This window comes from Coprococcus comes ATCC 27758, from assembly GCF_025149785.1.
Lineage (GTDB): Bacteria > Bacillota > Clostridia > Lachnospirales > Lachnospiraceae > Allocoprococcus > Allocoprococcus comes.
The window spans coordinates 1,524,953-1,539,941 of the sequence record NZ_CP102277.1 but is presented as its reverse complement, the minus strand read 5'-3'; the positions used below and the strand labels follow the sequence as shown (position 1 = coordinate 1,539,941).

Annotated in this window: 14 protein-coding genes; 12 read left to right on the top strand and 2 right to left on the bottom strand. The window is 56.2% G+C overall.

The genetic code is table 11. The features are described from left to right. Nucleotides 1-53 precede the first annotated feature (53 nt). The 8 genes from NQ556_RS07565 to NQ556_RS07530 all read left to right on the top strand — a co-directional run bounded on the left by NQ556_RS07565 (nucleotide 54) and on the right by NQ556_RS07530 (nucleotide 6,708). Nucleotides 54-278 carry a hypothetical protein gene (locus NQ556_RS07565; protein ID WP_008370653.1) on the top strand — a complete coding sequence of 75 codons (225 nt, stop codon included), beginning with the start codon at nucleotides 54-56 and terminating at the stop codon, nucleotides 276-278. 91 nt (nucleotides 279-369) lie between these two features. Then, complete coding sequence (locus tag NQ556_RS07560) at nucleotides 370-885, top strand: TadE/TadG family type IV pilus assembly protein (RefSeq protein WP_008370654.1); 516 nt, start codon at nucleotides 370-372, stop codon at nucleotides 883-885. Continuing rightward, nucleotides 879-1,367: a TadE/TadG family type IV pilus assembly protein gene (locus NQ556_RS07555; RefSeq protein ID WP_008370655.1), complete on the top strand. Its 489-nt coding sequence runs from the start codon at nucleotides 879-881 to the stop codon at nucleotides 1,365-1,367. The genes NQ556_RS07560 and NQ556_RS07555 overlap by 7 nt, the downstream gene beginning before the upstream one ends. Continuing rightward, nucleotides 1,364-1,966: a hypothetical protein gene (locus tag NQ556_RS07550; protein ID WP_008370657.1), complete on the top strand. Its 603-nt coding sequence runs from the start codon at nucleotides 1,364-1,366 to the stop codon at nucleotides 1,964-1,966. The genes NQ556_RS07555 and NQ556_RS07550 overlap by 4 nt, the downstream gene beginning before the upstream one ends. Nucleotides 1,967-2,086: 120 nt before the next feature. Further along, nucleotides 2,087-3,580 carry a Flp pilus assembly protein CpaB gene (gene cpaB / locus NQ556_RS07545; RefSeq protein WP_008370658.1) on the top strand — a complete coding sequence of 498 codons (1,494 nt, stop codon included), beginning with the start codon at nucleotides 2,087-2,089 and terminating at the stop codon, nucleotides 3,578-3,580. A gap of 3 nt (nucleotides 3,581-3,583) precedes the next feature. Continuing rightward, nucleotides 3,584-4,879 (top strand): CpaF family protein, encoded by a 1,296-nt coding sequence (locus NQ556_RS07540; protein ID WP_008370668.1) that lies wholly within the window; start codon nucleotides 3,584-3,586, stop codon nucleotides 4,877-4,879. Next, nucleotides 4,879-5,784: a type II secretion system F family protein gene (locus NQ556_RS07535; RefSeq protein WP_008370671.1), complete on the top strand. Its 906-nt coding sequence runs from the start codon at nucleotides 4,879-4,881 to the stop codon at nucleotides 5,782-5,784. The genes NQ556_RS07540 and NQ556_RS07535 overlap by 1 nt, the downstream gene beginning before the upstream one ends. A gap of 12 nt (nucleotides 5,785-5,796) precedes the next feature. Then, entirely contained in the window at nucleotides 5,797-6,708 is a 912-nt protein-coding gene (locus NQ556_RS07530) for a type II secretion system F family protein (RefSeq protein WP_008370673.1), read from the top strand. 813 nt (nucleotides 6,709-7,521) lie between these two features. On the opposite strand, the gene NQ556_RS07525 is transcribed toward NQ556_RS07530, so the two are convergent. Further along, the gene (locus NQ556_RS07525; protein ID WP_044998661.1) at nucleotides 7,522-7,797 is read right to left on the bottom strand and encodes a hypothetical protein; all 276 of its coding nucleotides are present in this window, start codon (nucleotides 7,795-7,797) and stop codon (nucleotides 7,522-7,524) included. Between NQ556_RS07525 and NQ556_RS07520 the strand changes: the two genes are divergently transcribed. The 4 genes from NQ556_RS07520 (at nucleotide 7,781) to NQ556_RS07505 (ending at nucleotide 13,254) form a co-directional block, all read left to right on the top strand. After that, entirely contained in the window at nucleotides 7,781-10,822 is a 3,042-nt protein-coding gene (locus NQ556_RS07520) for a VaFE repeat-containing surface-anchored protein (protein ID WP_147574950.1), read from the top strand. The two genes, NQ556_RS07525 and NQ556_RS07520, sit on opposite strands and share 17 nt — an antisense overlap. Nucleotides 10,823-10,911: 89 nt before the next feature. After that, on the top strand, nucleotides 10,912-11,643 hold the full coding sequence (locus NQ556_RS07515; RefSeq protein ID WP_204575931.1) for a class B sortase: 732 nt from the start codon (nucleotides 10,912-10,914) through the stop codon (nucleotides 11,641-11,643). A gap of 170 nt (nucleotides 11,644-11,813) precedes the next feature. Next, nucleotides 11,814-11,996 carry a hypothetical protein gene (locus NQ556_RS07510; protein WP_008370689.1) on the top strand — a complete coding sequence of 61 codons (183 nt, stop codon included), beginning with the start codon at nucleotides 11,814-11,816 and terminating at the stop codon, nucleotides 11,994-11,996. 13 nt (nucleotides 11,997-12,009) lie between these two features. Next, complete coding sequence (locus NQ556_RS07505) at nucleotides 12,010-13,254, top strand: flagellar basal body-associated FliL family protein (protein ID WP_243426642.1); 1,245 nt, start codon at nucleotides 12,010-12,012, stop codon at nucleotides 13,252-13,254. Nucleotides 13,255-13,778: 524 nt separating this feature from the next. Here the strand turns inward: NQ556_RS07505 and NQ556_RS07500 are convergent. Continuing rightward, nucleotides 13,779-14,984 (bottom strand): hypothetical protein, encoded by a 1,206-nt coding sequence (locus NQ556_RS07500; protein ID WP_204575930.1) that lies wholly within the window; start codon nucleotides 14,982-14,984, stop codon nucleotides 13,779-13,781. Between the last annotated feature and the right edge of the window lie 5 nt (nucleotides 14,985-14,989).

Genomic DNA, 14,989 nt, shown 5'->3' with positions numbered 1-14,989 from the left:
GAGAATAGAGTCTTTGCAACCGTCCGAATGGACACAAAGGAAGGAGAAATCCCATGAATTCTATCCGCAATCGCGTCTATGCCGGTGAGATCGCCGGCGGCGCCGACACCGTCGAGTACGTCATCGTTGCCATTGTCGCCGTCATCATCGGCGCTGCTCTGATCGCCTTCGGCAACCAGATGCAGAAGCAGATGACCAAGACTGGCAACTCCATCTCCTCCTGGTTCGAGTCTGCCCGCAACGCTGCCAATACCTCGATCAACGGCGTTGGCAAGTAGTCAACCTCCTTTCTCTCTGATAGCATAATACCATACTACTAAGGTATTTGTTTCGAGAATCGAGAAATGTGCAACCAAGGAGGAACTGGACGTGAAAGGCATCTTCAAGAAACCGGAGTCCGAATCGGGCGCCGCAATCATCGAATTTGCGCTCGGTGTCCCGTTCCTCCTGATTTTTGCCATGGCTGCCATGGAATTCGGCCAGATTTCGGCGGCGACAACCGCTGTCGACAACGCCGCCCATGCAGCCGCCCGAGAGCTCGCCGTAAACCCCAGCGGCGATGCCTCATCAGCTAAGGAGGCGGCCGTAAATGCCGCCTCCTCTTTTTTCGCTGAAAACATGAAGATCGAGACAGATGTCTCGGATGCCGAGAGGGAAGCGTACACGCACCGGATTCCCGATTCAAACGGATCGTCCTATACGGACAGGGAGTCGAATGTCTCCACCCGGAAATGCACCGCGACCGTATCCGTGACCATCCAGCCACAGACCGTCCTCGGCGATGCGATCTATGCCGCCGGAGGGTTCGGAGGCGGCATGACGATCGAATCCAACGCCGTGGAGTTAAAGGATGCAACGGTGGAAGGAGGTGCGTCCTCGTGGTAAGGACCCATTCTGAAAGAGGCTCGGAAGTCCTCGAGGCCGCCATCGTCCTCCCCATGCTCATCGTCCTCGCATTCTGTCTTATCCAAGTTTGCCTGATAGCATATGAGGGCACCGCGATGAGCGCCGCAATCGAGTCGGCCGCGATGAAGTCCGATTTCTCCGCCGCAATCGCATCCGGAAATGTAAATCAGGCGGTAAAGGACGAACTCGCATCGAACACGCCGGGTATCGTCAAGGACAACATCACCGTGACGAACTCCAAGGTCTCCTATTCGGACAGGTCCGATGAGGCCACCGTCACCGATACCGGTTCCACGGGAATCACGACCATCTCGAAATCAAGCACCACGGCGCTTCTCGAATCGACCGTCGACTATAAAATCCCGACCCTGATTTCGGTCGGCAGCTTCGACGGTATCAAGATGTCGAAAACGATCAAAGTGGAGGTCCCGGTTTCCGAGAAAATGGAGGTGTCGCGATGACGCGCGTCCGCAGCGAATCCGGCGCAATCAACATCCTGAACGTCATCATCATGCTCGTACTCCTCATTGCACTCGGCTTCGCATTCGAGCTCTCCGCAGCCCTCGACCAGCAGAACGCCCAGACAAATGACTGCTCCGCAGCCAGGGACGCCACCATGGCGTCGCAGAACCTCCTTGTCGCGAAGAACTCCGATGACCCCGGTCTCGCAATCGCGACCGCGGCCGTCAAGTCCCTGCGTGCCAACGGGTTCAACGGCGAAGTCGAGGTCTGGTTCTATGAAGCCCCCTCCTCGGCCATCCCCCAGAGCAAACGCGCGTGGGCCTGGGGCATCCAGACGAAATCGTCCTTGAAAGGATACTTTGCGACCTATTCGCTCGGAGATTTCAATATCCCCATCGGATCGCACGTCACGGCACATGCCGTCCCCTACACTGCGGGAAAGGCATGGAGACCGGCGGATTCGGGTAACGGAAAGTATTCCTTCAAAGCCGGTTCGGACACTCCTGAATACGAGGAGTACACGTCTACGAAAGAGCTTCCGCAAGAAGTGATCGACGAGATGAAAACAGCCGTCAACCAGGCAACGAACAATAAATAGCCTTCCCAATGAGCTAAAATGAAAGGATATCAGGCGACATCATGTGCCAATGCCTGATATCCTTTTGCTATGCCGCGTGTCTGACGGCATCTCTACATAGGAAAGCGAGAAAGGAACACCATGCCAGACACCAACGATACCGATGCGATCCTCGCGAAAGTCCGTTCAGGCGAGCTTTCGGCAGGCGATGCAGCCGCCCTGATCGCGAATCTCCACGCCGCATCCTACAAGGCGATGCAGGACGCGCAGACTGCACAGGCTCCGCAGCCCGAGTCTCCAGCACCTCAAGCCGCCAGCCAGCCGGGCATGTCCCAGCAGGCGCCGGTCGCGGCTGTCGCACCTTGCTATCAGCCGCAGGTTACGGCTATGCCGGCATATGCCGCACCGACGCCCGATACGGTTGCCGAGAAGGCTCAAGAGACGGTTCCGCAGCGCCCTCAGGCACCTACAGTGCAGCACCCCGCCCCCTATGATCCGCCTGCATATGTCCCGGTTGCATCGGCATCCGAGCCGCATCCGGTCTACGACCAGCCCTCCCCTGCCGTGAATCCGTATCGCCAGCCGGCACCCGACACGACTGCCACGCTTCCGGCGCAGGATGCCACCGCATCCCAGCCAGAACCGGAAACCGCGTACCATCAGGCCTCGCCCCTTCCGTATAATCCCCCACAGGAGACCGACAAGTACATTCCCGTCAACGAGATGGAGTCCTCCAGCTTCTTTACCGATTCTGAACCTACTGAGGAACAGGAGCCGAAAAAGAAGCGCGAGAAGCCTGCAAAGCCATCGAAGCCGTCCCGTGCCGAACGCAAGGCCGAGAAGAAGGCCAAAGAAGAAGCCAAGGCAGCGAAAGCCCAAAAGAAGGCAGCCGGCCGCCGCGGCGCCACGTCCCCCAATGCTCCGAACCTCACGGGCATGGAGAAGATCGCCGTGAAGGTCTCCCGCCTGCAGAAGGTCACCGCCGGCCTCGCTGTCATCGCCGTCCTCGCGGGAGGTGTCGCCGTCGTATCGGAGATCGACGCCAACAATCGAATCGCAGAAGCGTTCTCCGGCACCACCGAAGTCGTCGCAGCCACGAAGACCATCCACGCCGGCGACGAGATCTCCGCAAGCGACCTTGCCTTCGTCTCCGTCCCGAACAGCACGGTGGCGGACGGCGCAATCACCAAGAAGGATATCGACGACTCCTCCAAGACTCCCGTCGGTCGCGTCGCAACCCAGTACATCGCCAAGGGCTCCCAGCTCACCAATGCATCGACTGCCGGTAAGGACAACCCTGAGTCCCTTGCCGCCGCGATCGGGGACGGCATGGAGGCCGTGACCATCTCCGTCGATGCCCAGTCCGGCATGGGCGGCATGCTCCGTGTAAACGACAGGGTCAAGGTCATCCAGCCCAACGACGGCTCCCTCGGCGGCGATGGGTTCACCGTCATCGCCGACTCCGTACGCATCGCAGCCCTCGACGGCAACTTCAGCTCCGGTAGCGGCTCCTCCGACGGATATAGCACCGTGACGCTCGAAGTCACGCCCGAGCAGGCAGGTAAGATCCGTACCGCCGGTGGCCTTACCCTTACCCTGCCCTCTTCTGCCGATACCACCGAGAGCGGTGAGTAGCCCATGGCAGACGAAACCATTTTCAGGATCAAGGAGCGCATCCGCCAGGAGATGCGCGACCTGCTCGGCGTGACCATGGCCGACGGCGGCGCGATCGACCGTCAGGCGCTTCCGGCCCAGATCGACAGTGTCGCCCATGAAGTGTGCGCCGATTTCGGTATCTCCGACGAAAACTGGATCGGCTACATCATCAAAAGCACCATTGACGATTTCATCGGTCTGGGTCCCCTTCAGCCTTTGCAGGACGATCCCAAGGTCGCCGAGATCTTCATCGATCCCGTCGGCGTCGAGCCGAATGGAACATTTATCACGCCGGTCGCCCGCGCCGAAGTGGACGGCCAGATCGTCGATTGCCCCGGTATCGACCTTGTCTCGCATGATGAGGTCGGTCGGCTTATCGGACGTATCGCCGAGGAGGCGAACCGCCGCTGCGACGATTCGTTTCCCGAGATGGACGCCACCCTTGCCGATGGCTCCCGTGTGCACGCAGCCCACCCGAAGGTCTCCCCCAACGGCTGGTCGCTCAATATCCGTAAATTCAGCAAGGACAAGCTAACCGCTGAGGACCTGCTGGAGCGCGGTGCCATGAGCGAGCCTATGTACATGTTCCTCAAATCGGCCGTCAAGGCCCGTGCGAACTTCATCATCTCCGGCGGCACCGGTTCCGGTAAGACCACGATGCTGAACGCACTCTCCGCCTTCATCGGCTATAACGAGCGCGTTGTGACCATCGAGGATACGCGAGAACTGCAGCTGAAACAGCGCATCGTGATCCCTCGCGTCGCCTGCCCACCGAACTCAGAGGGCAAGGGCGAGTTTACGATGCATGAGCTCCTGGTCGGCGCACTCCGTGAGCGTCCCGACCGTATTGTCGTCGGCGAGTGCCGTGACGATGAGACTTACGAGATGCTTCAGGCCATGCAGACAGGTCACGACGGATCGCTCACGACGATCCATGCGAACGACTGCGCCGGTGCATTCACGCGTATCGAGAACATGATCCTGAAGAGCCAGGGCAACATGACCATGGAGGCGATCCGCCGCCAGATCGGTGCCGCGATCGATGTCGTCGTGCAGGTGAAGCGCTGGAGGGGCGGCTACCGCCGTATCGAGTCCATCACGGCCGTCGAGGGCTTTTCCGACGGTAACGTGACCCGCAACGAACTGTTCCACTGGGAGGGCTCGCCGGAAAACGGCAGGCATGTCGCCACTGGATACCAGCCGGCGCGTCTAAAGGAAAAGATCCTCGACGCGGACGCGGAATACGACCCCCGTTGGTTCGAAGGCGGTGTCTGGTAATGGAACCTGCCGTCATCATCATGATGCTGAGCGTTTTCTTCCTATTGCTTTCCATCACCGTCGGCCTCTACTCCCTGTTCTGCGGGCTGTCGGCTGCCGGCGATGTACGCCGCATGAGGAATTCGACTGCCCTTAGAACCGGCGAGTCGGACGATAAGGACAAAAAAGTTCCCACGCCCCTTCCGCGTCTTGCGGAAGCCGGTATCGAAGTCAATGGCAAGACGTGGATTCTCCTCCTCGTCTTGCTCGCGGGAGCGGGTGCCCTTATCGGATTCATGGCCCTTGGACTTATCGGAATCGGTTTCGCCCTCATCGGGCCCCTGATTGCCGAGCTGTGGGTTCGTTCCCGCGGAAAGAGCCGAAAAGCACGATTCGATGAGCAATTGGCGCGGTCGCTTCCCATGGTCGCGGAAAACATGCGTGCCGGATCCTCGATTGAAAGAGCCCTGCGCTCTGTCGGGGAGAATTCAGACGACCCTCTGAAATCCGAGCTCCTGGCCTGTGCCGGCGCAATGCAGATCGATGGCGATATCGTCGCCGCGCTCGATGACATGGCGAAACGAACCGGCAGCAAGGACCTTGTCCTCCTGCAGGCCGCCGTGGCTTCGCACAAGGAGGTTGGCGGATCGCTGGCTGACTCGCTCGAGCGCATCGGAGACACCATCGACGCCCGGTTGTCGCTCCGTCGGCATATCGAGTCGGAGACGTCATCTGTAATCGCATCCATGAAGGCGCTTATCGTGATGCTGCTCATCCTGTTCGCAATCATCATGGTCGGCATTCCGCAGGCATATGATTTCTATACGCAGGACCCGCTCGGCATTCCCGTGCTGATCGTCGTGGTGCTATTTGCGGCAACGGGCTCCGTCATCATCTACAAAATGGCAGACATCGACGTGGAATAGGAGCCAATCGAAATGAATATCCAATATCTCCTCGTGCTCCTGTTCGCCTGTGCTGCCGGCGGTATGACTTATGTTCTCGCCGGCGAGCCCTTCCGCAAGCCGCTGGCGCGCGCCAGGATGTCCATCGCCGCCCGTAAGGGGATGCACGCCAAACCGACGCAGCGCATGAAGATCGCCGAGGCAATCGACCGCGCCGGAGAGGCGTTCGAAAAGGTCATCCCGCTCAAGCTGTCGGAATCCCGAGAGCTGCAGGACAAGCTCGACCTGGCAGGGTTAAAGATAACCCCATCGACCTGGCGTGCCATCTCCCTCGGGATCACGATCTTCACCGCCATCATGCTCGCCGGTGCCGCCCTCGTGGGCGGATACGGAATCGCGATGGCACTCCTAGTCGGAATCATCGGCGCCGTCGGCGGATGGGCGGTCTGCGGAGTCTGGCTGTCGCATGCGGGAAAGACGCGCGGCGAAGAGATCGATCGCTATCTGCCACCGGCACTTGAACTGCTCACCATTTCCGTCTCAGCCGGCGTGCTCGTGGAGCGTGGATTCAGGCAGCTTGCCGAGAACAAGGCCCTCGGTCCGCTGGCAGACGAGTTCGCGCGTACCGATATGGAGATCTCGCACCTCGGCGTGTCCCGCGTAGATGCCCTGGACCATATGCGCCGCCGATGCGATTCGCCGCTCATGGGATATTTCTGCGCGGCGTTGATCGAGGCGACCAGAAAGGGTACCTCGATCTCAGGCGTCCTCGAATCGCAGGCAAAGCTTGCACGCAAAGCGCGTTACGATGCGCTGACCGCGCAGATCAACAAGCTCTCGACGAAGATGGCTGTCCCGCTGGTCTTCTTCCTGATCGCCGTGCTCGTCCTCATCCTTCCCCCGCTCATCATTCCAACCGCAAGCATGCTCATGGAAATCATGTAACCGGGAGCATCAGCTTAATGACATGAAGCAGCCGGGGTGCAGATTTGCACCCCGGCTGCTTTCTTTTTCCCACCATAATCCCGGACATACCGGTAACTTTTTACAGTCTGCCGCGCTATAATTTTCGATAACTATAAACGTTCAAGTAGGTTAGGGAATTTCATGCTAGATAAGATTAAAAACGGGGTGAAAGACATCCCTATCTCAGCGGAAGCTTTTGGGTTTGCAGCGGTCGTGGCGAGCGTGGCGCCCGTGCCGGACGCTGTAGGCAATTTGGTAACTTCTATCAGGTACATTGCACTTTCGCATTCTGTCTGGTCTGTCCTGCAACCGGCAATTCCAGTAATCATTCTCGTCCTCGCAGCCATTGCGTTTTGCAAAAATAACTATAAGGTTGTTGTCTGTTTCGTTCATGTCTTGCATCATTCCTTTCCTTTTCCGGCTGCAAGTCTTGCAGCGTATTCAAGAGGATCGATTTGATATTTTACCAATTTCCACGTCGCGGTGCCTTTGCAAATAGCCCGCTTCACGTGCCGTTTCAATAATCGCATACCTCTTGTCAAACAACCACGTTTCAACCTGGGGAGTTGCAAACAGGAAAGCCCGGTCTTTTATGGTGGGGCTGAATGTAAGGATAGATTTAAACCAGTGGTATGGCTTGTCCATATCGTTCATCTGAAACAATTTCGACCATAGATTCCGCGGTTTCAAGACCTTCTCGTTTGTCAGGCAATCATATTGCCGTAGGCCGAGAGAAAGGAATCGAAATGGCTGACAGGCAATTTGCCGTATACTCCGTAGACGATGAATCACTTACCTTTTACCGCTACCGGGAATAAAATTCACAAAATCCTTTAGCTGTGATTTAAGTTTGTCTCCATCTTCTCTCAGATCATCAGCCATGAGTTCAAATATGATTTCTTCATTTTTCTCGGAAATTGCTCTATTTAGAGTAGAAATCTTTTCGTTGCGCCGATCATTCAGCTTCTTTTTTGTCTTGGCATTTTCCGATGCGATATAATCCCTTAATTCATCTACTCCATTTCTGAGCAAGCAAAAGAAAGGAGGAGGCATGTTCAGCAAGATCAAGGCCGTCGGTCGCCGCGCTGCGACCGTTGCCGCCGGTACCGTACTCGTTTTGTCGCAATGCCTGGGCAGCTTCGGTGCCGCATTCGCGCCGAGTACGGCCTATGCAGATACTTCAACTAAGACGGCAACCGTCACCCTCGCCGATACCGAGAACGGCAGCCTGTCGTTTGTCGGCAGGGACGACGACACCAAGACCATTACGGTGAATGTCGGCGAGACGGTCGCAATCAAGGCCTCTCCCGCCGACGGGTATTTCGCCGACAGCCTCTCCGTCTTCAATAACTCCGATAACGATGCCTCCGCCGTCTCGCTCAAGGACGGGATCGGCACCTTCAAGGTGACCGGCAGCGCCACCGTTTCCACCATGTTCTACGAGAACGGTTCTAACGGCTCCTCCATCCTCAAGGCCGTGAAGGTCAAGGAGGGTAAGGCCAACAAGGCTATCGACGAGAAGACCTATATCAAGGAGAACGCCGATTCCAAGTACGTCGGACTCGGCGACAAGCTGGAGAAGAAGGATGTACTCACCGTGACCACCACGGTCGTCGACTCCAATATCCTCCCGAACGCCTCTCTCGATAACCTCTGGGCCGACGACGATGGCGATGGCATGTCGGATCATGCAGACGCGCTGCGAGCAAATGCAGTCAGCCATGCAATTCTCTATGACCTCAACGAGGATTCCGACTACTATGTCGGCTACGCCGGCTCCCGCATCTCCGGTGCCACCCTTGCCGATTGGGGCGCCTCCGAGAACAACGCCGACGCCAAGATGCGCGACGGATTCGTGTTCGACGATGCCACCGGTCTCATCTATGTGCCGAAGAAGTACACCGAGAAGAACAAGAAGGGCGAGCTCAAAGTCGCTTCCTCCCGTATCCAGCTGCTCTATGCAACTGCAGACAAGGGCGCAGAGAACAGCATCAGCGTCAAGATCTCCGAGGACGGCGTGGACGGGGATGTCGCCGAGAACGGAACCGCCAAGGTCGATATCCTCGCCACCGACACGAAGATCGTTCTCGCCAAGGACAAGGCCGCCCGCGAGTCGCTGAAAGACAGCTCGATCGATTCCGTCATCGCGAACGGCATCGAGTACACCCGCGATATGGACATGTGGTCCTACGATGAGGGCACCGGTACGCTCGATCTCAAACTCGCTCCGGCCGGTGTTCGCACCGTCAAGGTCAAGCTGACGAACGATACCGGCAAGACTGTCGGCAACTTCCTCACCTCTATCGCCACCAAGGCATTCGCCGGTAACGTGAACAACATCGGCACCTGGAAGTTCAATACAGCACCATATGTCGGCATGACCTTCCACACCGCCGGCCACAACAAGTACACCGGTACCGCGACCGGCGGCCATACCATGCCGGCAGTCGAGAACCCGTCCGGCGGCCGCTACGAGGCGAAGACCATCTATCAGGCGCTCGGCACCCAGGGCGTGGATGTCTCCGCCCTGCAGTCCGGCAACTACTCCATCGAGCGCACCTGCACAATCAACGCGCAGACCACGTCCTCCGGCGTGGAGATCCCCAACGCCGCAAACCTCAACCTGACTTGCGGCCATGTCGGCGTCAACCCATCCGGCCAGCTCCAGAACGGCTACAACCAGCCGAAGTACACCGATGACGATTACGGCCAGACCGTCCGTGTCGCCGCCGTATACGGCAAGATGAACGTCTGGTACAAGACCGATCAGACACCATCCGATTACTCCGACGAATCCGGTGCCAACCAGACCCTTTCCGACGGACACGGCAACCCGTGGCTCACCGACGAGTCCAATTCCGAAACCCTTGGCGAAGACGGCCGCAAGATTGATTACACCGGCTGGAAGCTTTGGAAAGCCGACGTGTCCACCACCGAGGCCGAGGACCTTAAGGTGTCCGACCTCGAGCTTGCCGAGGGCGAGCACGTCACTGCAATCCGTTTCGAGTACGGGCGCGTCGAATCCGGCTTCACCACGCGTGAGGACGATTGGGACCGTGACGGCATCAAGGACTCCCATGACGACGTGAACGACGCAATCGAGACCGCCAAGGGCAACGGTTCGTACTCCGATGGGGTCTCCATCCTCGTCGACCTCGACGGCTCCGGCAAGTTCACGGCATTCGGCAATAACGGTCTCGGCGGTAAGATCAAGCATAAGGATGGCACCTATACCTGCAAGGACGGGGATACCGTCTATTCCTTCACCCTGAACAAGGACGGGTCCGCCACCGCGAAGATGACCGATAAGGACGGCAAGGAGACCAAGGTCGACCTCGCCGCCGGTCAATTCAAGATCAGCGAGGGTGTTTCCGGTGACTATGCACCGGCCATTGTCCATATGAAGGTCACCGACGATTACCGCGATGGCGACTCCTTGGAGAATTACGCCAAGGTCGACCTCTACCGCAACGGCGGTGGCGAGGACCAGCTCGAGGACCATGACGATGACAAGGTGAAGCAGACCCCGAAGTCCGATTCCGCCATCATCGGCACCACACTCACCGGCGAAGACGGCAAGCACGCCGTCAAGGTCGGCGAGAAGGTCGAGCTCACCGATACCGTCTCCTACACGAATATCGAGGCGGGCGTTGAGCATACCGTCACCGGTACGCTTATGGATAAGACCACCGGCGCTCCCCTCTCCGATGGGGACGGTAACCCACTCAGCTCGAGCGTCACCTTCACTCCGGAGGAGAAGGACGGCACCGTCGAGGTCAAGTTCACCGTCGATACGACACATCTGGACGGTCACGATCTCGTGGCATTCGAGACTCTGACCACCAAGGAAACGGAAACCGACAGGGAGACCGGCGAGAAGACAACCGTCGACAAGACCGTTGCCGAGCACAAGGACATCGACGACGCGAACCAGACCGTCACCGTCACCAGCGACAAGTCCTCGATGGCTCAAACCGGCCGCAACATCCTGATCGGCGCCGCAATCACGGCTGCCGTCGCCGCCGGTGCGGGCGGTACGTATATCTACCGCAAGCGCCATCAAATCGATGACGCCGACGACATGATGGAGTAACCTTTAAGAGGGACTTCCATCGCCTACTGAAGGGGCTATTCGGGGTAACCCGATGGCCCCTTTTTCACTAAAAAGGAAAGGAACTGAATATGACGAAAAGAAAAAGGATAAGCAGGATCGTTAACGGGATGCTGCTCGGCATCTGCATCCTATCCGCGGCCGCAGCCCTTCTGCTCGGAGGAGAGACGGTTAAAGAAGGCTGGGAATACGATAGCCTCGCAAAGGCTGCTGAGGGTCAGACGGCAGACGGAATCGATTGGTCCATGCTCCGCAGCCGTAACCAGGATATCGCGGCGTGGCTCAGGGTCGAGGGAACAGCTATCGACCTTCCCGTCGTAAATACACGTAAGGGAGACCCCGCGGACTTCTATCTGAGACACGATTTCGACCGCAACCCGTCATTCGCCGGTTGCCCATACCTGGACGCAAGGTGTACGGCAGACGGACCGCACGCACTCGTATACGGACACCACATGGGGTTTACCGGTCAGATCTTCTCCCCTATTTTCGCGACCTATAGGCAAGCGGAATTCGACAAGATCGGCGAGATGTATTGGTTCACTCCCGATAAAGGACGGCAGATGCTCAAGCCGGTCATGGCGATGTCAGTCGACAAGAAATACCAGCCAATCCAGACGTTCGATTTCTCTTCCGCAGAGGAAGTACGGTCGTGGCTTTCGGATATGAAAAAAGATGCGACCGCCGTCAGCGATGACTGCGACGCCACGATTGCAAACGCAACCCGCGCAATCACACTCGTCACCTGCTCTTCGATGAATACGGGCGGTCGAGCGAGAACGCTTCTTATTTTCGCCCAGTAAAGCCTTTGACACTTGTACCACAGTACAAAAGTGGTATAATACTACATACACGAATAGAGCTATTCTTTTCAATTGAGCTAAAAATAACTCAAAAAAGGAAGTTAAAAACAGCGCTATTGGGTATAAGAACTGTAGAAATAAGTAAAGGCTCAGTTTTAGAAGGCGATACAATGGACAACGATATTCCGTCGATGCTTGGAATCTCGCAAGTCAAACGGGACTTCTCCCGCATCGCAAAAGACGTTGCGACGACTGGTAAAACGGTCGTCGTCCTGAAGGGAAGCAAGCCGATCGTTCAGATCGCACCGCTCCCGAATTCATCCATCCAGGATGAAGCACCAAAGACAGCATAAGGAGGATATGCAAATGGATGATATGAACATGAACAACGAGCCGCCCGTTTACGACAGCGGCGATATGAAACCGACAGATCCCATCCCCACCGAGGGTGAGAACGATGCCGGCCTCACCGAGGAACTTCCGATGTATGAGGATACGTCGACCGGTGACCGAGGTGGGCGCAAGAAAATCATCGCGATCGCCGCAGGCGTCGTGCTCATCGCCGGCCTCGGTATCGGCGCATTCGCGTTGAGTTCCCATAAGACAGCGAACACTCAGCCGGCCGAGCAGGAGCAAACCGTCACACCGGTCAAGGATAACTCTGAGGAAAAGACGGACAATCTGTCGACTTCCGATATCGCCAAGCTATGCGCAACGCTCAAGCTGGACGATGCCGATCTGTCAATCGCTTCTGACCAGGTACGAATCGAGGCCAAAAGCGGCCGCGTCCTCGTGACCCAGGTTTCCGAGGACGATGCAGCCAAGATGGTAGATTCGACCGCACGCCGATCCGCCGCCCTCGCTGCCGTACTCAACGGAAAGAAAATCAAGGGCGTCAGTGCCGTCGATGTGACGTGGGTTACCACCGACAAGGACGGCAACATCAAGGTCGCCGTCGCATACGATGTCACAAAGGCACCGACCGGAGGATCAACAGTCGACATCATCAACGGATCCGGCGGACATGTGATCGCCGATGACATCTGGTCCACCGATGGCGTGCATGACCAGGGCTATGACCAGAATGCCGGTACCGTGAAGAAACCGGACGGAACCCCTATCTCGACTGGAACCAAGACCGAGGAGAAGAAAGAATCCGACGACAAGGACCAGAAGTCCGATGACTCCAAGAAGGAGGATAACAAGTCTTCCGATTCCTCGAAGTCGGACAACAAGGGCGATTCCTCCCAGTCCAAGCAGAATTCCGGTAATTCTCAGAACTCTGGCAGCAATAACTCCTCTTCCAACGGCGGTAGCCAGAAGAAGTGGGTTGCCGAGCAGGGCCACTGGGAGACAGATTACAGCCAGGTCTGGGTACCGAATGTAGTGTATACGCGCCATGAACGTTGGATGTGCTCTGTATGCCATGCAACGTTTAACTCAGCAGCCGAAATGGACAATCATGTTATCTCTACCTACGGTGATGCACAACACCCTAATGGAGCTTCTGCAATCAATGATTCGTATACTACCTCTGAAGACCAGGGACATTATGAACAGAAGGCTACGGGGCAGCATTGGGTCGTCGATGTAGCCGGTCATTGGGAGTAATGGGCATCGTTCCTCTTCTCTTCCATACGGTAAATAGATTATACCATAGTACTACGACACTAGCGGTGAGAATTTACCGGTAAAAAGAAAGACCTCGGAGTTTAATCCGGGGTCTTTTTTGCAGGACGAAATGATACCTGATACAATCAGCAAAGGCGCGGGGTGCGCTGAAGCCCTACCCGAGTTTTCGGGGAGGTGGTCATATGGACATGCTGCGTCTTTTAGTCGTTGCGCTTCTGCTAACGACCGTGCAGATCATTCTGGGTCGTTAAATTCGACCTATTAAATGACTGAAGCCGCCCCTGCAAGGACGACTTCAGTGACGAGGTGAAAGCCTCAAAACCTGTTTCTATCCACGTAGGGCGCCGGTTCTGCAAAACCGTTAAGCGCACCCTCGCGTCATCTTTAGTATAGCTGCTACCAATATTTCTACCGGTTAGTTTTGAAAATTCCCAAAAACTTTCCTGCAAAACCAATCATTGTCTTCCGTGATAACCCAGAAACGGTATCTGCAGTCTCAATTCCTATGCCAATCCTTTTCTACGGCGTTGAGTCATTCGGCACGCTTGCGAACAGACATCGTTCAAGGATCCGATTCCACTTTGAAGGAACGGTGCCCCGCAATTCCGACAAATACCGATGTTCAAAGAGTCCCTGTAGACAATCCGATATAGCAATTCTGCGAACAGGGAATTGCGCTTCACGCTCGGCACCGGGCGACTGGAAAACCATGCAGACGTGTCGGTTTTCCACCCCAGACTTATCTGACCGTCAGAAATAACAAGGCTCGAGACGGAGTCGATCATCGCGTTTATGATATTTTCCGCATCGTTTCGTTGCGTATAGCCAACTTGCGTACAAAGCAAATAGTTCCTTTCTGCTTTGTCGTTCCACCCATCGAATAGACCTGCATATTTCTTGGAAGAAACAGACGATGTAAGGATAAAGGTCGCTCCGCTCTCTTCATAAGAGGTGGATCCGAATACTTCGGCATAGATATCTTCGGTTCCAAAATCACCGATCTTTTCCCGATGAGTCAAAATGCTGGCTAGCTGCTGATAGGAACGATAATCCGTCAACTTATCCGCTAACAGCCTGCAGCCTCTTTTCCCCGATGAAAAAAAGGGATTAAATGCAAATGGAATGCACCAGAGCGTTTTATCAAGACACTCAACATAGCAGCGAGCGAAACCCGTGTCCTCCATCGGTGCATCGGAACCGGCAGCAAGAAAACTGAGCAGCTTGGCAACCAAGAAGATGACAGAACGCGCCATGCTCCAATCGGCAAGAGTCTCCACCGCGACCATAGTAGAATCTGGATCCGCGTTACCGAGTACGTCCGTGAGCCATTGACCATTGCAGGGGATTTGCTTGGCTGCATGACGTGCCGAAGCTATGCTTGATTTTAAGACTGTGTTCGCGCTCAACTCGGTTTCATATCTGAGCAATTCAGGGACAGGCGGTCCAAAGTGTATGCCACATGAACCGGACATTATTTCATTGACGCTGTATAACCGCCTGCCAGTTATGGAATCAGCCGATGACGGCAGCAACGGAGGAAGCGCGGATATAGCATCAAGGAGAGTTATCGGCCTCCGCGCCGTCAAGAGGGAGTTGATCTTTCCGGTTTCCATTCCAACGGTTTCGGCTTCTGAGAGAAGATCCTTTGAAATAGGCCTGATGACAATATGCATCCCGAGATCATTGGTACCGATCGCCGCTTTTTCCATTTTGC